A 17,796-nucleotide genomic window follows, 5' to 3' on the forward strand; every position below is an offset into this window, starting at 1 on the left:
CTATTTATGTAAATAAGCTGTTCGTAAGTGCTTATTTTCTGTCATACATCGTTCTTATTAATATTGGTTCTATAAAGATTAAATTAAGGGCATATCTCTGCATAAGAAATATACCCTTTCAGATTTTATGATGCTACATAGAATGGTGCAGTTGAACGTGGTAACGCTTCACGTCCACGAATTTGGTCTGCAATTTTCTCGGCAATCATAATGGTGGTTGCATTTAAGTTACCGGTAATAATCAGCGGCATGATTGAGGCATCAACTACACGTAAACCACGCATACCGTGGACGCGACCTTGACCATCTACAACAGCCATTTCATCTTCACCCATCTTACAGCTACAAGACGGATGGTAAGCTGTTTCTGCATGGTTTCGAACAAAGTCGTCAATCTCTGCATCGGTTTGCAAATGTTTGCCCGGACTAATTTCTTCACCACGATATGGATCAAGCGCAGGTTGCTGCATAATTTCACGTGTAATACGAATTGCATCGCGGAACTCGCGCCAGTCTTGTTCAGTCGACATGTAGTTAAACAAGATACTTGGATGCTCAAACGGATCTTTTGATTTCAGTCTAATACGACCACGAGAAGGCGAACGCATTGAACCGACGTGAGCTTGGAAACCATGTTCTTTCACTGCATTACTACCGTTGTAGTTAATGGCAACTGGCAAGAAATGGTACTGGATATTTGGCCATGTAAACTCATCCGAACTACGGATAAATCCGCCTGCTTCAAACTGGTTACTTGCACCAATACCTGTACCGTTAAATAACCACTCGGCACCAATCGCAGGTTGGTTATACCATTTCAAGGCAGGGTATAAAGAAACGGGTTGTTTACATTTATATTGTAAGTACATTTCTAGGTGGTCTTGCAGGTTTTCACCTACGCCCGGCAAATCATGAACCACATCAATGTCCATTGATTTTAAGAAAGTGCTTTGACCCACACCTGAGCGCTGTAAAATTTGCGGTGACGCAATTGCGCCTGCACACAGTAAGACTTCGCGTTTAACCAAGGCACGTTGTAAGTTGTTTTGATCAGCGCCAATAATGTATTCAGCACCAATCGCTTGCTTTTGATTAAACAAGATTTTATTGGTTGTAGCATGAGTCAAAATAGTGAGGTTTGGACGACCTTTTGCCATATCCAAATAACCACGTGCAGTGCTTGAACGCCGACCTTTAGGGGTTACCGTACGGTCCATTGGACCAAAGCCTTCTTGTTGGTAACCATTTAAGTCATCAGTACGCGGGTAACCGGCTTGTACACCAGCTTCAACCATGGCATGGAACAAGACATTGTTGCCATTTTTAGGAGTAGCAACGGACACAGGACCATTGCCGCCATGATAGTCATTTTCACCAATGTCACGGGTTTCGGCTTTTTTGTAGTATGGCAAACAGTCGGCATAAGACCAGTTTTCAAGGCCTTTATGTGTTGCCCATTGTTCTAGATCCATTGCATTACCGCGGATATAGCACATGCCGTTAATTAAAGATGAACCACCTAAACCTTTACCACGACCACATTCCATACGGCGGTTATTCATGTGTGGCTCAGGATCGGTTAAATAAGCCCAGTTATAGCGACGGCCTTGAAGAGGGTAGGCCAAAGCTGCCGGCATTTGTGTACGGAAATCCAAGCGATAATCTGGTCCACCCGCTTCTAATAATAAAACGGTGGTATCTTTGTCTTCAGTAAGACGCGCAGCGAGTACATTTCCGGCAGATCCTGCGCCAATAATAATGTAATCATATTCTTTAATATTCATAACTATCCTTTTTTTACTAACAGTTTGCCTGAGCAATCTATAAAGACTGCTCGGCATATGTGATTTAGGTTGAAGTGTTTAAAGCGATGGAGGCATTAAAAAATGCTTTGATAATCGCCAAGTTCAACTTGAATAGATTTGATACGGGTATAGTGCCCAAGTGTGGTCAAGCCATTTTCGCGGCCCACACCAGATTGTTTATAGCCACCGACTGGCATCTCGGCAGGCGATTCGCCCCAAGTGTTAATCCAGCAAATACCTGCTTCAATTTGGTGAATAATGCGATGAGCACGGCTGATGTCTTGAGTAACCACGCCGGCAGCTAAACCAAAGGTGGTATCGTTGGCACGACGGATGACTTCTTCTTCGGTTTCATAGCTTAAAATGCTCATGACAGGTCCAAAAATTTCTTCTTGAACAATCGCCATCTGGTCAGTGCAGTCGCTAAATACCGTCGGTAGTACATAAGCGCCTTTTGCAAGTTCGCCTTCTGTTGCGCGGCCACCGCCAATTAACACTTTAGCGCCTTGTTGTTTGCCTGACTCAATAAAGGACAACACTTTTTCCATGTGAGGGAAGCTAGTGAGTGGACCGAAGTTGGTGTCTTCAGCCATTGGGTCGCCAATGCGAATACGTTTTACGCGTTCTACTACGGCTTTTTCAAAGTCGGCTAGAAGTGATTTTGGAACAAATACACGCGTACCGTTGGTACATACCTGACCTGAGCTAAAGAAGTTCGCCATGACTGCAATATCTGCTGCACGGTTGAGGTCGGCATCTTCACAAATAATCAGTGGAGATTTACCACCAAGTTCCATGGTCACTTCTTTAAGCGTAGAGCCAGCAGCACTTGCCATGACTTTTTTGCCAGTTTCCACACCACCAGTGAATGAGATTTTTTCAATCACAGGATGTTCAGTCAGCCACTGACCGATTTCACGACCAGCACCTTGCACCACGTTAAATACGCCGTCTGGAACGCCTGCTTCTGTATAGATTTCTGCAAGTTTAAATGCAGTGAGTGGAGTGGTTTCACTTGGTTTGAAAATCATGGCATTACCCGCAGCAAGGGCAGGGGCAGATTTCCATAAAGCAATTTGAATTGGATAGTTCCAAGCACCAATACCAGCAACTACACCTAACGGTTCACGGCGTGTATAAAAGAAACTTGATTCGCGAAGTGGAACTTGTTCGCCTTGAATAGCTGTTGCAAGTCCTGCGTAGTATTCGAGTACATCTGCGCCAGTCACAATATCGACTGTAGATGTTTCGCTGAAAGCTTTACCTGTGTCGAGTGTTTCAAGACGGGCAAGCTCATCATTACGTTCACGAAGAATGTCGACAGCACGACGTAAAATACGAGAACGTTCCATGGCAGTCATGGCAGCCCAGATTTTTTGTCCTTGTTGGGCACTTTGTACAGCAGCTTCAATATCTTGTTCAGAAGCTTGTTGAAGAGTCGCGATTGTCTCGCCGTTGGCAGGGTTAATACTATTAAATGTTTTACCACTGGTTGCTTTAACGTAGCGTCCATGGATATACAATTGATGAACTTGTACATCACTCATTTTGTCTCTCCTGCAAAGGCTTGTTCGCAAATTGCAATTGCGTTTGTACATAATCGTAAGCAATGGAACGAGCAAGGTTGCTGTCAAATTCGTTATGACGGCTTAAACTGCCTCGTAACCATAATCCATCAATCAATGCTGCCAAACCTCTAGCGGCAACACTGGCCTGTTGTTCATCCATTAACTTAAGAAAATAAAACTTTAAGTTGGAATACAGGCGTTGATCATTAATCTTTTGCAAGCGGCTTAAGTCTGGTACATGCATACTTGCTGACCAAAAGTCCAACCAGACCCGCATTGCTTTTTCATTGACCTGACTAATGTCAAAGTTAGAGTCGATAATGGCCTTAATCTGGCTCTCTGGATGCGAATCTGCTTCTGCTCTGTACTGTTCGGTTTTACGACGCAGAACATTTAACATTTCTTGCATACAGGTATTTATCAACCCCTGTTTGTCGCCAAAGTAATGGCTGACAATGCCGGTCGACAGCTCGGCTTTTTTTGCAATTTGTGCAATGGTGGTATTGGATAACCCCACTTCATAAATTACGTCGAGTGCAGCGTTCATGATTTCTTCACGTCGCACATGTTCTGGTTTTACTCTGCGTTTTGTCATGGTTGTCCACATCAGCACTTTTATGGGTGCTTAAAATTCAACATGTTAACTTACAGAGCATCATAGCACTTTTTTATCATACTTGTTATTGATTGAACGTTCAATCAATAACAAGTATGATATGTAAAAATCAATGAATTTTTGAATCTTACTTCGGGGTAGAAGAGATAGAATCAGAAGTTCTTACGGATAGGATGATGCGCATAAGTCCGGTACTTATCACGTTATTTTGAGAAAAATACACCGATTGCAAGGAGCAATAAGATGGTGTTGAAAAGTGATGGATATTCTTCAGACCATATTCGGTTAAATCGTTTCGTATTTTGGAGTTCAGCAATCAGTATCGGTATTTTTGGCCTACTTTTTGTGCTGTTTCCAGAAAAAAGTCAGTTTTGGCTGACTTATGTACAAGAGCAAGTAAATCACTTTTTTGGGTGGTATTACATGCTGGTTATTGTGCTGTGTCTGGGTTTTGTTGGTTGGCTCGCTTTTTCAAAAGTAGGGCAGATTCCTTTGGGAAAAGATGACGACAAACCAGAGTTTAGTTATTTGGCTTGGACTTCAATGCTGTTTTCGGCAGGGATTGGTATTGCGCTACTTTATTATGGTGTGGCCGAACCGGTTGACCATTTTTTAAGACCGCCAGAAGGCGAGGCAGGAACGATTCAGGCAGCCCGTAATGCGATGACTTATAGCTTTTTGCATTGGGGGATTCATGGCTGGGTGCTCTATGCATTGCTCGGAGTTACTTTAGGCTACTTTGCTTTTAGACAAAACTTGCCATTAGCACTGCGTTCAGCGCTTTACCCAATTTTTGGAGAGCGAGTGCATGGCTTGGTGGGCGATTTTGTCGATGGCTTTGGGATTTTAGCGACAGTTATTTCCTTGGTTACCAACTTGGGAATCGGAGCGTTAGTGCTTGTATCGGGCATTTGTTATTTACTGCCGCAAATTCCAGATAACTCTGCGACCTTAATTACTGCCGTGCTCATCATGATGTTCGTTGCCACGATTACGACAGTGGTGGGTATTGAAAAAGGCTTGGCGTGGTTGTCGCGTATTAATTTACGTCTGCTATATGCCTTACTTTTATTTGTATTTTTAACGGGTCCGACAAACCATTTATTAAATGGTCTGGTGCAAAATACGGGCGATTATCTCAATAATTTTATTGGTAAAAGTTTTGATATGTATTTATACAATCAAAAAGCCAGTGGCTGGTTGGGTTCGTGGACTGTATTTTATTGGGCTTGGTGGATTGCTTGGGCGCCTTTTGTCGGTATGTTTATTGCCCGCATTTCAAAAGGACGTACCATTCGTGAAGTAGTATTAGGTGTATGCCTGATTCCACTCGGCTTTACACTGGCTTGGATCTCGGTTTTTGGAAACACTGCAATTTATTTAATCTTGCAGCAAAAACAGAAAGTATTAGGTGATATGGTCTTAACTGATCCAGCATTATCTTTATTTAAATTACTCGAATATCTGCCGTTTAATCCTTACGTTGCGGGTATTGTTGTTGTAATTTGTTTCGTTTTATTTTTGACACCAGTTGGCTCTGGTACACTAATGATCGCTAATTTGTCCTCAAAAGGGGGCACCAATGATAGTGATTCACCGATCTGGTTACGCGTCTTTTGGTCTGTGGTAATTACCATTGTAAGTATTGGCTTGCTATTAGCCGGTAGTTTTAACTCCATGCAAAGTGCTGTGGTGTTATGTGGTTTACCATTTTCAGTCATTATTTTGCTTTATATGTTTGGTTTAGCCAAAGCGTTAAAGCAAGATGATTTTGACCCTCAATTAGTGAAAAAACAGTTAGCTGTTTCAAAAGACATTTCAGTCCCATCGAATTGTGACCAGAATAAAGTGACCGAGGTTTTATAACCTCAATCGATCACATCTATATATTATTTTTTGCGTTTAAAGTCGTCTTTTCATTGTTTTCAATAAGAGTGAAAAGACGAAATTAAATATTTTGTTTTTATTTTATTCCTTGAGGATTGTATGGCAACAGATAATCCAAGAGCAGTTGATGATTTAACATTATCTAAATCTAAAAAAGACCCGCTCAACCGTGTGGTTTTTTATTTTTCAGCTGTACTTATTTTAATTTTTTCTCTCGTCACGTTTTTGTTCAACGATTTTGCAAATCGAGTCATGAATGCCGTGCTTCAGTGGGTAACTTCAACCTTTGGTTGGTATTATCTGCTTGCCGCAACACTATATATGGCCTTCGTGATTTTTATTGCCTGCTCAAGATATGGCAGTATCAAATTAGGACCTAAGCATTCAAAGCCTGAGTTTAGTTTACTCAGTTGGTCTGCCATGCTGTTCTCGGCGGGTATTGGTATCGACCTCATGTTCTTCTCGGTCGCTGAACCACTATCTCATTATATGCAACCTCCGGTCGGAGCAGGGCAAACCTATGAAGCAGCACGCCAAAGTATGGTTTGGACATTGTTTCATTATGGTTTAACTGGCTGGTGTATGTATGCCTTGATTGGTATGTCATTGGGATATTTCAGCTATCGTTATAATTTGCCGCTTACCATTCGCTCTGCACTTTATCCAATCTTTGGACAAAGAATTAATGGGGCAATTGGGCATAGTGTTGATACAGCTGCCGTGATCGGGACAATTTTTGGTATTGCGACGACCTGCGGGATTGGAGTAGTACAGCTGAATTATGGCCTACATGTGTTATTGGGGTTACCAGAAAATATCTGGATGCAATTTATCCTGATTGCTGTTGCGGTCGGCATTAGCGTTATTTCGGTGACATCCGGGGTCAATAAAGGCCTGCGGATTTTATCTGAAATTAATATTTATGTTTCGGTCGGGTTATTGCTGTTTATTTTATTCTTGGGAAATACCGAGTTTTTACTCAATGCCCTTGTCCAAAATATTGGTGACTATTTAACTCGTTTCCCTGCTTTAGCATTACAAAGTTTTGCTTTTGAACAGCCTAAAGAGTGGATGAGTAGTTGGACTTTCTTCTTCTGGGCGTGGTGGATTGCTTGGTCTCCATTTGTAGGACTCTTTCTGGCACGTATCTCAAGAGGGCGTACCATTCGTGAGTTTGTATGCGGTACCTTAATTATTCCACTTCTATTTACACTCACGTGGTTATCTATTTTTGGTAATAGCGCATTGCATAGCGTTATTTTTGAAGGCAACCAAACCTTAGCAGCGACGGTGTTAGCAAATCCTGCTCATGGTTTTTATGACCTGTTAGCGCAATATCCGGGCTTTACCTTTATCGCTTCAATTGCCACCGTAACTGGGCTTTTGTTCTACGTGACTTCTGCCGATTCGGGAGCGCTGGTTTTAGGTAACTTCACGACTAAACTTACTAATATTGATAATGATGCTCCACGTTGGTTAAGCGTGTTTTGGGCTGTGGCGATTGGTTTACTCACATTAGCCATGCTCATGACCAACGGCATTACCGCCTTACAAAACGCAACTATTATTATGGGGTTGCCGTTTAGTTTTGTGATGTTTCTTGTGATGGCAGGGCTTTATAAGTCCCTCAGACTTGAAGATTACAGGCATGCTAGTCGCAGTATGAATGCAGCGCCAGTCGTAGGGAACGTTGATATTCTCAACTGGAAACAGCGTTTAACTCGAGTGATGCATCATCCGGGAACCACTGAAACACACCGCATGCTAGATACGGTGTGTTTGCCAGCTGTTCAGGCTGTTGCTGATGAGTTGATTAAGCAGGGTATGAATGTGGACGTGCAGCAAACCCCGCTTGAAGATGAAGATACGCTTTACCATCTAGATCTCACTATCCATTTGGAAGAAGAGCAAAACTTTGTTTATCAGATTTGGCCTGTACGCTATAGCGCGCCGAACTTTAGCCAGCGTGTAAAACGAGGCAAACAGTTCTATTTCCGACTTGAAACCTATCTTTATGATGGCTCTCAAGATAACGATCTGGTCGGTTACAGTAAAGAACAGGTTATTAACGATATTTTAGATAAATATGAAAGACATATGACATTCTTACATATTAATCGTATTAGTCCCGGGAATCGTCCATTGTTCCCAGATCCACAAGCTTAAGAGGAAAATGCATGGCTTCTCCTTATCTACATTCTTTTGCTTTATTTTTCTCGTTGCTCAATCCATTTTTAATGAGCATTTATATGATTGGCCTGATCCGCCATTCAGAAGCTAAGGTGTTTAATAAAGCACTGATTCAGGGAAGTTTGATTGCTTTTGTCGTGTTCATGCTATTTGCATGGGGCGGCGAAACAATTTTTAGTAAATATCTGAATGTACGTTTTGAAGCCTTTCAGATTTTTGGAGGCCTAATCTTTTTGGTGATTGGCTACCGCTATGTGTTTCAAGGTGCCGACACCATTGGAGAAATGCGTGGTGCTCCAGAACATCTGGCTGGCACCATTGCCATGCCGTTTATGATCGGTCCAGGGACTATTAGCGCTGCGGTAGTCACAGGAATTGAAATGTCAATTGGTGAAGCAGCCCTAGTGATTGCCTTCACTTTGTTTTTAACTTGCAGTATTTTGATTTTAATGAAATTTTCACATGATCATTTACGCTATAAACATGCCAAGCATATCGACCGCTATTTTGATATTGTTGGGCGTTTATCTGCTTTATTAATTGGTACGATCGCCATTGATATGATCATTAATGGTGTGACAGGCGTCATTAATAAAGTTTAGCAAGTCACTCATAAGAACCTGCTATGCCATTGAACATGGAATAAAATGGCATAGCATCTTCTAAAAAATTCTAAGATAAATAAAACAGCTTTAAAAAATAACTTTAAAAATAGTGTCTTAAAAAATTAAATTTTAAAAAACAATCAAAGATATTAAAAAATACAATGCTATGTTGTGGATTTAAGCATGTTTTTTTTGTGAATTATCAACCATAATGTTGACTGAGCTTGTTTTAAGACAGAGTTGAGCTATGCCTACATTAGATGAAATGACCACAGCAACTGATGATCAGTCTGAATTGACGATGTCAGTTTTGATGACGCCTGATATGGCAAATTTTTCAGGTAATGTTCATGGTGGTACGATTCTAAAACTACTAGACCAAGTCGCTTATGCTTGCGCAAGTCGTTATTCGGGTGGCTACGTGGTGACTTTATCTGTAGATAAAGTAAATTTTAAAGAACCTATTTATGTAGGTGAGTTGGTAACCTTCTTGGCAAGTGTTAACCATGTAGGCCGTACTTCAATGGAAGTCGGAATCCGTGTTGAAGCGCAAAATATCCAGAAGCGGACAGTGCGCCATACCAATAGTTGTTATTTCACGATGGTTGCTGTTGATGAACAGGGCAAGCCATGTGAAGTACCTCAATTAAATCTCAATACAGAATGGAAGCGTTGCCGCTTTGAAGCTGCTGAGCATCGTAAGGTTTTACGTCTTCAAGAAAACCACAATCCATCTTGTAGCATGTATAAGAAAACTTCTTAAAAAAATAGATCGAATTAAAAAAAGGATCGAACCGCAGCATGGTTCGATCCTTTTTCTTCTTTACCAAAATTCAGCGTCCATTTTTCATTTCAGTAAAATTATCTCTGAGCTTGGAGGAGAATGCTGAGAGAATTAACGAGTTGCAGGAGCAGCTTCAGAAGCAGAACCTACAGCATCAGATGCAGCATTTGCAGTGTTTGCTTGTTCTTGAGTTGAAACAACAACTTTTTCTTCACCAGCAGTGTTATGTGCTTGGTCGTGCTTAGAAGCAGCGAAAGTTGAAGCAGCAGTTAAAGCAAGTGTAGTAGCGAGTAAAGTTTTAGCTAATTTCATTTTATGGCATCCTTAAATTTCATTTAAAAATAAATTAAACCTAATCGTTCATACATACCTGAAACCTGTATGGCTGAATGACTAAGCTAGGACACATGCTAAGCCGAGCTTAGTATTACATCAATTAACTTAACAATCTATTACGGCTATCTTAACAATATGAAATATACGGGTCATTTATGTGAGCAATCTGTAAAATAAAAGGGCTTAAATACACCTTAAAGTGTGAAAAAATATTTCTTATCGAATGAAAAAAGATCAACTGTGTTACGTAAACCTAACACTCTGGCATGAATTGTGAATGCGCCTAAATAGAATATTCCGTTTGAATTATAATTATCGAGAGTTAATATAGATTTTAAATGAGATGTATGTCACATATTAACTATTTTGGCCTGATAATTGAAAAGTATATCTTCAAAGTTAAAAATCATTTTCATGCTACTTAAACAGTGATATATCTTTCTTAGTTTTTTGAACCTTGTTGATTTGAGCCGCTTGTGAAACTGATAGCCCCAAAAACTGTTCCCACCCATATTATTTCCGGTTTTTTAGGGGCAGGAAAAACCACATTATTACAGCATTTATTAAGCCAAAAGCCTAAAGATGAGGTTTGGGCTGTATTAATGAATGAATTTGGGCAAATTGGAGTAGACCAACAGCTCTTACCCCAAGATGAAGGGTATGCAGTCAAAGAGCTATTAGGGGGCTGTCTATGTTGTAGCAGTCAATTGCCGATGCATATTGCTTTAGCACGTCTATTGAGTGAACAAAAGCCAGATCGACTCTTTATTGAGCCGACTGGACTTGGGCATCCTTCTCAGTTATTTGACCAACTGACTGAGCCTCATTGGCAAAGTAGTTTAGCCATGCGAGCACTGATTACTGTGGTAGATGGTAGTCGTTTGCATGATACCAATTGGGTTAAACAAAACCTTTATGAAGATCAGTTAAAAGCTGCCCAAATTGTGGTGGTGTCACATACCGATGTGATGACTTTTGAAGATGAACAAGCGCTTGAGTTATTAAAAGACGAATATCAGCCTTATCACCAAGAGTGGATTAAAACTGAACATGGTCAGTTAGCGTTAAATAAAATTGATGTAGCTGCTCGTTTAACTGAGCGATCTATACAACCTTTACTTAAACTTCAAAAACAAATGACTGAAACCGAGGTTAAGAAGGAAATTCAGCAATTACCTTATCATTATGTCGAGTCGGCACAAGGCTATATTGTGGCAGGTTGGAAATTACCTAAGCGCTGGAAATTCGAGTTTTATGCTTTGCTAGATTTATTATGTGCACAGCAAGACTGGCTTCGAATTAAGGGAATTTTTAACACAGATCAAGGGTGGAAAGTTTTTAACTTTAATCCTGATCAGTTTAATTATAAGTCTGGTGAAGAGGGCATTGATAACCGTATTGAAATCATTAGCGGACATCATCACGATTGGTTGGCTTTTGAAACAGCATTACTTGCCTGTCAGCTTGAAAAGTAGAGAACATTAGACCAAAAGTAATTCAATGTTCTCTGAAGAGTGGGATTAAGGTTTGCGATCTAACACAGCTTTAGCTTGCGCATGGTCAATATCTTTTTCCCAGTGAGCAATCACTACGGTCGCGACACAGTTACCAATTAAGTTGGTACAGGCACGAATAATTCCAATAAACCAATCGACTGAAAGTAGAAGCACTAAGCCAATTGCAGGGAGACTTGGTATCACTGAAAGTGTGGCTGCAAGAATAACTAAAGCCGAGCCTGGAATACCATGTGCACCTTTAGAAGTAATGAGTGAAACTAGCAAAATAGCCAGTAAGTCATGCATAGACAAATCAATATTGCAGGCCTGTGCAATAAAGATCACGCCTAAAGTTAAGTAAATTGAAAAGCCATCTAAATTAAATGAATAACCCGTTGGAATAACCAAACCCACCGTTGAATCTTTAATTCCCAAATTTTTGAGCTTTTTCATAATTTGAGGAAGAACAGAGTCAGAAGAAGCTGTACCTAAAACAATCGCGAGTTCATCTTTAAAATAGCCTACAAATTTGAAAATGTTGAAACCGGCAAGTTTTAAAATCGAACCTAAAACAATAACGACAAATAAAATGCAGGTTGCATAAAACAGTAAAACTAAATAACCCAATTGTAAGAGCGAATCTAAACCAAATTTAGCAGTGGTATATGCCACTGAACCAAATACACCAATTGGGGCTAAACGAATAATGAGCCCCATAATTTTAAAGAAGACTTCTGAAAAAGCTTCAAGTGCTTGACGTACCAGCTCTGCTAAATGTTTTGGAATTAAAAGTAGGGAAACACCAAATAAAATAGCGATCAATAAAACCTGTAAAATATCGCCGTTTGCAAAAGCGGCAGTGAAGGTTTTTGGAATAATATTGAGTAGAAATTCCGAACCCGTATGCATTTCATGGGCACGTTCGGTATAGGTACTTAAATCTTTTGCATCTAAATGGCTAATATCGATATTCATACCGACGCCCGGTTTAAATACATAGGCCACAATAATGCCTAAAATTAAAGCAATACTGGTCACCACTTCAAAATAGAGAATCGTTTTTGCACCGACTTTGCCCATTTTTTTAATGTCGTTTGCACCATAGATTCCCAGTACAACAACACAAAACACAATTGGTGCAATCAGCATCTTAATTAAAGAAATAAAACCATCACCTAATGGCTTTAAAGATAGGGAGAAATCATGAAAGCCGATTCCAACTGCAACCCCAAGAAAGAGCGCACAAAGAACCTGTAAAAATAAACTACGCTTGAGCTTTAGCCACATAAGTCATCAATTTTAGCAAGAGGAAAATATATCTCTCTAAAGCAAAAAGCCGGCCAACTATAAAATAAGCTGAGCGTTTTGGAAGAATATGCAAATTTCACATGACTGTGCTTTGCATTGTTCAGTTTTTTTATAATTTTTTACCTAAAATCGAGTATCCTTAGCGCCAAATTTTTGGACATATTAATCATGGCGCTTAAAGCAACAATTTATAAGGCAGACTTGAATATTGCCAATATGGATGACCACATTTATGGTGATTATCAACTGACGCTTGCCTTGCATCCTTCTGAAACTTTAGAACGCTTAATGGTTCGTTTGATGGCTTTTGCCCGTTTCGCAAGTGATGAGCTTGAGTTTACTAAAGACCTTTTTGAAACTGACGAGCCAGCATTATGGCAAAAAGATTTAACGGGTCAGTTAGAAACATGGATTGAAGTTGGCTTACCGTCTGAAGATAAAGTCAAAAAAGCCAGTGCGCGCTGTAAAACAGTTGCTCTTGTTGTGTATGGCACACAAGTCGAAGAATGGTGGAAACGAAACAGTAAAATTAAAACGTTAAGTAACGTTCAGGTGTGGCAAATTGCTCCTCAAAGTACAGCAGAGCTTGAACAACTTTGTGAACGTACAATGCAGCTTCAATTAAATGTCATGGACAACGAGTGGACGCTTTTAGGTGAAAAGGGTCAGGCAAGTGTTGTGTGGACACAGTTACAGTAACATAGAAAAGCGCAACAAATTCTACAGATTCAGTTGGTACACTAAGTACCAATTGCGATTTTAAAGATTCAGATTAAGGGGTAAACCATGTCAAATGAATTAGAAATTATCGATTTAAAAGTAGGTGAGGGCAAAGAAGCTGTTAAAGGTGCTTTGATTACAACTCACTACACAGGTTGGTTAGAAGACGGCACAAAATTTGATTCTTCAATTGATCGCGGTAACTATTTTGAATGCGTGATTGGTACAGGCCGTGTAATTAAAGGCTGGGACCAAGGCATTATGGGAATGAAAGTTGGCGGCAAGCGTAAATTAATCGTGCCTGCTCATTTAGCTTATGGTGAGCGTAAAATGGGTAAGATTATTCCAGCGAATTCTAATTTAATTTTTGAAATTGAATTATTCGATGTCAAAACTCGTGACTAGTGAAATTTAAAGCCCTTTAGGGGGCTTTCTTGTTTATATGAGCTTTAAATATAAATACATTATTAATTTATATTTTAGCTTTTTAAATATTTAAGATTATTTTCAGATTATTTGATTATAAATGCTGACTGAGAAACTGTTCATTTATGGGCAGGCTGACATTAAGACCAAATTTCAAAAAGTTTGCGTCTTAAAATCAAACTTCGCATAAATAATCTATATTGTTATTGAGACGCTATTTCATGATTATCCGCTTTGCATCTCCTTTGTTGAACATATCACTTGGCTTAGCTCTGGCAGGTTTGTCAGGCATGGCATTAGCCAAACCACCTAAACTGGACGCGTCAACACTTACGGTGATTGGTTATCATGAAATTACCGATACTAAAAATGCACTAATTCCTCAATATGCAGTGACGACTCAACAATTTACACAGCATGTTGAATGGCTGCAAAAAAACGGATTCCATTTTATTACGGTTGATCAGTTGATCCGTGCTCATCAAGGTAAATTTCAATTACCTACAAAACCTGTTCTATTAACTGTAGACGATGGTTATCAATCTTTTTATCAAAATGCTTATCCTGTTATTAAAGCTAAAAAAATCCCTGTAGTACTCGCAGTAGTAGGTTCATGGTTAGAGCCAAAAGCAGGGCAGAAAGTCGATTTTTCAGGGGAAGAAATTCCACGCGATAAAATCTTAAGCTGGCCTGAGTTGAAAGAAATGCAAGATAGTGGCTTTGTTGAGATCGCAAACCATAGCTATCATTTGCACCGCGGTATTACAGGCAACCCCCAAGGCAACTCTGAACCTGCTGCAACTACTCGTTTTTATGATGTAAAAACTCAAACTTACGAGAACGATGCACAATATCAGTCACGTATTTATAACGACTTAAAGAAAAATAACGAACTACTAAAAGCACACGGCTTACGTTCACCACGTATTATGGTATGGCCTTATGGTCGCTATAATATGCAAACAGTTCAAATTGCTAAAAAGCTGGGTATGCCAATTACCATTACACTTGATGATGGGGCAGACCACGCAAAACAATCTCTCCAAAATATGAGCCGTATTTTGGTAGAAGGCGATATGACGACTGATGATTTGGCTCAAGAAATTAAAAATCGTGAATTGAATTTAACTGATAATAATCGTCCGCAAAAAATTATGCATATTGATCTGGACTATATTTATGATCCAGACCCGAAACAGCAAGAGCGTAATTTAGGTCACTTGTTAGACCGAATTAATGCGATGGGTGTAAATACTGTCTATTTACAAGCATTTTCAGATCCAGATGCGAATGGCTCTGCTGATATGGTGTATTTCCCGAACCGACATATTCCAATGCGTGCTGACTTGTTTAACCGTGTTGCATGGCAAATTCAAACGCGTACGCCTGTTAGTCGTATTTATGCGTGGATGCCTTTATTGGCATGGGAATTACCAAAAACTGATCCTGTTTCTAAGGATTTGGTTGTGACAGAACAGGCAAAATCTGGTGAACACCTTAATATGGGGTATATCCGTTTAAGTCCATTCTCACCAGAGGCGCGCCAAACTATTCGCGAGATTTATCAAGATTTGGCGAAGTCATCTTCATTTAACGGAATTTTATTCCATGATGACGTCACCTTATCTGACTATGAAGATGCAAGCCCAGATGCCTTAAAAGCTTATGCGAAACAAGGTTTACCTACAGATTTGGCAAAAATCCGTGATAACGATCAAGATTTGCAAAAGTGGACTGCATATAAGACAAAATATCTAGATGATTTTGCAATGCAACTTGTTGATGACGTGCGACAATATGAACCGTTCTTGCTCACCGCACGTAACTTATATGCGCAAGTTGCTTTAAAACCATATGCAGAAAACTGGTATTCACAATCGCTTGAAGAGTCGTTAAAACGTTATGACTTTACGGCTATTATGGCAATGCCTTATATGGAACAGGTCGATAATGCTGATCAGTTCTATAAAGATATGGTTGATCGCGTGAAACAATATCCAAATGGCGTTAAGAAAACCGTTTTTGAATTACAGGCAACAGACTGGCGTAAAAACGAAAAGGTACCTTCAACTGAAATGGCCGCAACAATTCATTCTCTTTATCAGCAAGGTGTCATGCATGTCGGATATTACCCAGATGACCCAATTAAAGATCATCCGGATGTGGACACTATGCATAAAGCATTTGCTGAAAAATCATCTCGTCTTGTGCCGTAGTTGAGGCTAAAACATGACAATCTTTGCTGCAATATGGTCGCATGCCTTAAAATTCGTTTTCTATTATCCATTATTCATGTCGTATTTATGGATGATTGGCGCGATCATTTTCTATTGGAAAGAACGTCAGGCTCCGCCTTACGATCAACCTGCTCCATTAGAGAGTTATCCAAAAGTCGCTGTGTTAATTCCTTGTTTTAATGAAGGGGATAATGCAGAAGAAACGATCAGCCATGCTTTAAAACTGGACTATCCTCATTTTGAAGTGATTGCGATTAATGATGGTAGCTCGGACAATACAGGTGAGGTACTCGACCGTTTAGCAGCACAACATGAAAAACTACGTGTTGTTCATTTGGCTCAAAACCAAGGTAAAGCCATGGGGTTGCAAGCCGGAAGCTTAATGACCGATGCCGAGTTTTTAATTGGTATTGATGGTGATGCTTTACTCGATCCTCATGCAGCAAAGTGGATGATTCGTCATTTTCAGGAAAATCCAACAGTTGCAGCTGTGACGGGTAACCCGCGTATCCGTACTCGCTCAACTTTGCTAGGGCGTATTCAGGTCGGTGAGTTTTCTTCGATTGTCGGCATGATTAAACGTGCACAACGTACCTTTGGACGCTTATTTACCGTATCGGGTGTGATTACCGCTTTTCGTAAGAGCGCTGTTCACCAAGTGGATTATTGGTCACCCAATATGTTGACTGAAGATATCGATATTACTTGGAAATTACAGCGTGCAGGTTGGGACATTCGTTTTGAGCCGAATGCCTTGGTCTGGATCTTAATGCCTGAAACTTTAAACGGTTTGTGGAAACAACGTTTACGTTGGGCTATGGGTGGGGCACAGGTATTAATTAAAAATATTGATGTGTTCACCAAACCAAAATTAAATTTTTTATGGCCTTTAATGTTTGAGCTTTGCTTAACCTTAGTTTGGTCATATTTAATGCTCGCGATGGCTTTATTATGGTTGGTACATTTTATTTTACCGGTCCCTGCTTTAGCCGTTGTGAGCTCTCCATTTTTACCGTATGGTAGCGGTATTTTATTGGGGGCAACCTGTCTCATTCAGTTTGCTTTAAGCAAATGGATGGATAGTCGTTATGAACCACATCTGGGAAAAAACTATTTCTGGATGATCTGGTATCCATTGGTCTTTTGGCTAATCACCATCTCGGCAACTATTGTGGCATTTCCAAAAGTTTTAAAACGTGGAGATGAGAAACGTGCGCGTTGGGTGAGCCCGGATCGGGGCATTCGTGGATGAAATGCAAGAGTCATGAGATTTTAAAGATCGTGCTGTATTGATGTCTGGGGAAAACCACAGCACTTCGTTAGGTAAAGAGAGAAATGAAGACAAATTCGTTGATTATTGATTTACGCCGTCAACTACCATGGCATAAACGCTATGCTTCTACAACAAGCACAGCCATGATGTGGGCGGTTTGGTTGTTGCTGTGGCGTCCATTTGTACTGATCTGGGTTTTGGCTGAGCTCCAAAAAACACATTTGGTTCACCGTTTGTTTAGTGCCTTTGGTTTAGGTATTGAACATGGCATTACTGCGTTAATTGCTTGTGCAATTTGTTTATTGTTGTGGAGTCATGTGCTGCCTGAGCATCGTGTTGGCGGTAATGCGCTTAAAGCAAAACAGACAGAGGATTATGCACGCTATTTTGATTTACCTGAACATGAAATTGAACAGGGACGTAGTCAGAAAATTACAGTCGTTCACCATGATGAGCTAGGTAAAATCGTTAGAGTTGAATAAAGAAGATTAATGAAAAAAAGCCCGCATCGTGTGGGCTTTTTTTTACGCTAATTTCAGTATATC

15 protein-coding genes are annotated in these 17,796 nt (G+C 40.1%); 10 read left to right on the forward strand and 5 right to left on the reverse strand.

All coding sequences use genetic code 11. The features are described 5' to 3' along the window. Positions 1–125 precede the first annotated feature (125 nt). The 3 genes from betA to betI form a co-directional block, all read right to left on the reverse strand. Entirely contained in the window at positions 126–1,784 is a 1,659-nt protein-coding gene (gene betA / locus MKL33_RS04480) for a choline dehydrogenase (RefSeq protein ID WP_270906551.1), read from the reverse strand. 95 nt (positions 1,785–1,879) lie between these two features. Continuing rightward, positions 1,880–3,352, reverse strand: a complete 1,473-nt coding sequence (betB, locus tag MKL33_RS04485) for a betaine-aldehyde dehydrogenase (RefSeq protein WP_005075388.1) — start codon at positions 3,350–3,352, stop codon at positions 1,880–1,882. Beyond that, positions 3,345–3,968 carry a transcriptional regulator BetI gene (gene betI, locus MKL33_RS04490; protein ID WP_005070763.1) on the reverse strand — a complete coding sequence of 208 codons (624 nt, stop codon included), beginning with the start codon at positions 3,966–3,968 and terminating at the stop codon, positions 3,345–3,347. Before betI ends, betB begins: the two co-directional genes overlap by 8 nt. Before the next feature lie 264 nt (positions 3,969–4,232). Between betI and MKL33_RS04495 the strand changes: the two genes are divergently transcribed. The 4 genes from MKL33_RS04495 to MKL33_RS04510 all read left to right on the forward strand — a co-directional run bounded on the left by MKL33_RS04495 (position 4,233) and on the right by MKL33_RS04510 (position 9,434). After that, positions 4,233–5,855 (forward strand): BCCT family transporter, encoded by a 1,623-nt coding sequence (locus tag MKL33_RS04495; protein WP_014206021.1) that lies wholly within the window; start codon positions 4,233–4,235, stop codon positions 5,853–5,855. Positions 5,856–5,975: 120 nt separating this feature from the next. Then, the gene (locus MKL33_RS04500) at positions 5,976–8,042 is read left to right on the forward strand and encodes a choline transporter (protein WP_033848536.1); all 2,067 of its coding nucleotides are present in this window, start codon (positions 5,976–5,978) and stop codon (positions 8,040–8,042) included. Between the two features lie 11 nt (positions 8,043–8,053). Then, positions 8,054–8,668 carry a MarC family protein gene (locus tag MKL33_RS04505; RefSeq protein WP_002117499.1) on the forward strand — a complete coding sequence of 205 codons (615 nt, stop codon included), beginning with the start codon at positions 8,054–8,056 and terminating at the stop codon, positions 8,666–8,668. 250 nt (positions 8,669–8,918) lie between these two features. Beyond that, positions 8,919–9,434: an acyl-CoA thioesterase gene (locus MKL33_RS04510; RefSeq protein WP_005070756.1), complete on the forward strand. Its 516-nt coding sequence runs from the start codon at positions 8,919–8,921 to the stop codon at positions 9,432–9,434. 132 nt (positions 9,435–9,566) lie between these two features. On the opposite strand, the gene MKL33_RS04515 is transcribed toward MKL33_RS04510, so the two are convergent. Continuing rightward, positions 9,567–9,767 carry a hypothetical protein gene (locus tag MKL33_RS04515; RefSeq protein WP_000761577.1) on the reverse strand — a complete coding sequence of 67 codons (201 nt, stop codon included), beginning with the start codon at positions 9,765–9,767 and terminating at the stop codon, positions 9,567–9,569. A gap of 500 nt (positions 9,768–10,267) precedes the next feature. Between MKL33_RS04515 and MKL33_RS04520 the strand changes: the two genes are divergently transcribed. After that, positions 10,268–11,266: a CobW family GTP-binding protein gene (locus MKL33_RS04520; protein WP_270906552.1), complete on the forward strand. Its 999-nt coding sequence runs from the start codon at positions 10,268–10,270 to the stop codon at positions 11,264–11,266. Positions 11,267–11,311: 45 nt separating this feature from the next. Here MKL33_RS04520 and dctA read toward each other — a convergent pair whose 3' ends face one another. Continuing rightward, positions 11,312–12,574 carry a C4-dicarboxylate transporter DctA gene (dctA, locus tag MKL33_RS04525; RefSeq protein WP_108008706.1) on the reverse strand — a complete coding sequence of 421 codons (1,263 nt, stop codon included), beginning with the start codon at positions 12,572–12,574 and terminating at the stop codon, positions 11,312–11,314. Positions 12,575–12,763: 189 nt separating this feature from the next. On the opposite strand from dctA, the gene MKL33_RS04530 reads away from it, so the two are divergent. The 5 genes from MKL33_RS04530 (at position 12,764) to pgaD (ending at position 17,733) form a co-directional block, all read left to right on the forward strand. After that, complete coding sequence (locus MKL33_RS04530) at positions 12,764–13,294, forward strand: YaeQ family protein (protein WP_002117684.1); 531 nt, start codon at positions 12,764–12,766, stop codon at positions 13,292–13,294. Between the two features lie 87 nt (positions 13,295–13,381). Then, complete coding sequence (locus tag MKL33_RS04535) at positions 13,382–13,720, forward strand: FKBP-type peptidyl-prolyl cis-trans isomerase (protein ID WP_002117532.1); 339 nt, start codon at positions 13,382–13,384, stop codon at positions 13,718–13,720. Between the two features lie 242 nt (positions 13,721–13,962). Next, positions 13,963–15,957, forward strand: coding sequence for a poly-beta-1,6-N-acetyl-D-glucosamine N-deacetylase PgaB (gene pgaB, locus MKL33_RS04540; protein WP_270906553.1), 1,995 nt, complete (start codon positions 13,963–13,965; stop codon positions 15,955–15,957). A 13-nt stretch (positions 15,958–15,970) separates the two neighbouring features. After that, the gene (gene pgaC, locus MKL33_RS04545; RefSeq protein WP_002117710.1) at positions 15,971–17,230 is read left to right on the forward strand and encodes a poly-beta-1,6-N-acetyl-D-glucosamine synthase; all 1,260 of its coding nucleotides are present in this window, start codon (positions 15,971–15,973) and stop codon (positions 17,228–17,230) included. 83 nt (positions 17,231–17,313) lie between these two features. Beyond that, on the forward strand, positions 17,314–17,733 hold the full coding sequence (gene pgaD, locus MKL33_RS04550; protein ID WP_005075401.1) for a poly-beta-1,6-N-acetyl-D-glucosamine biosynthesis protein PgaD: 420 nt from the start codon (positions 17,314–17,316) through the stop codon (positions 17,731–17,733). Positions 17,734–17,796: the final 63 nt, after the last annotated feature.

The sequence above is a fragment of the Acinetobacter sp. AOR43_HL genome (assembly GCF_027854635.1).
GTDB lineage: Bacteria > Pseudomonadota > Gammaproteobacteria > Pseudomonadales > Moraxellaceae > Acinetobacter > Acinetobacter pittii.

Excerpts from the sequence above, each read along its gene's own strand:
- betA (WP_270906551.1), bottom strand. The coding sequence starts at position 1,784 with ATGAATATTAAAGAATATGATTACATTATTATTGGCGCAGGATCTGCC.
- betB (WP_005075388.1), bottom strand. The coding sequence starts at position 3,352 with ATGAGTGATGTACAAGTTCATCAATTGTATATCCATGGACGCTACGTT.
- betI (WP_005070763.1), bottom strand. The coding sequence starts at position 3,968 with ATGACAAAACGCAGAGTAAAACCAGAACATGTGCGACGTGAAGAAATC.
- MKL33_RS04495 (WP_014206021.1), top strand. The coding sequence starts at position 4,233 with ATGGTGTTGAAAAGTGATGGATATTCTTCAGACCATATTCGGTTAAAT.
- MKL33_RS04500 (WP_033848536.1), top strand. The coding sequence starts at position 5,976 with ATGGCAACAGATAATCCAAGAGCAGTTGATGATTTAACATTATCTAAA.
- MKL33_RS04505 (WP_002117499.1), top strand. The coding sequence starts at position 8,054 with ATGGCTTCTCCTTATCTACATTCTTTTGCTTTATTTTTCTCGTTGCTC.
- MKL33_RS04510 (WP_005070756.1), top strand. The coding sequence starts at position 8,919 with ATGCCTACATTAGATGAAATGACCACAGCAACTGATGATCAGTCTGAA.
- MKL33_RS04515 (WP_000761577.1), bottom strand. The coding sequence starts at position 9,767 with ATGAAATTAGCTAAAACTTTACTCGCTACTACACTTGCTTTAACTGCT.
- dctA (WP_108008706.1), bottom strand. The coding sequence starts at position 12,574 with ATGTGGCTAAAGCTCAAGCGTAGTTTATTTTTACAGGTTCTTTGTGCG.
- MKL33_RS04530 (WP_002117684.1), top strand. The coding sequence starts at position 12,764 with ATGGCGCTTAAAGCAACAATTTATAAGGCAGACTTGAATATTGCCAAT.
- MKL33_RS04535 (WP_002117532.1), top strand. The coding sequence starts at position 13,382 with ATGTCAAATGAATTAGAAATTATCGATTTAAAAGTAGGTGAGGGCAAA.
- pgaB (WP_270906553.1), top strand. The coding sequence starts at position 13,963 with ATGATTATCCGCTTTGCATCTCCTTTGTTGAACATATCACTTGGCTTA.
- pgaC (WP_002117710.1), top strand. The coding sequence starts at position 15,971 with ATGACAATCTTTGCTGCAATATGGTCGCATGCCTTAAAATTCGTTTTC.
- pgaD (WP_005075401.1), top strand. The coding sequence starts at position 17,314 with ATGAAGACAAATTCGTTGATTATTGATTTACGCCGTCAACTACCATGG.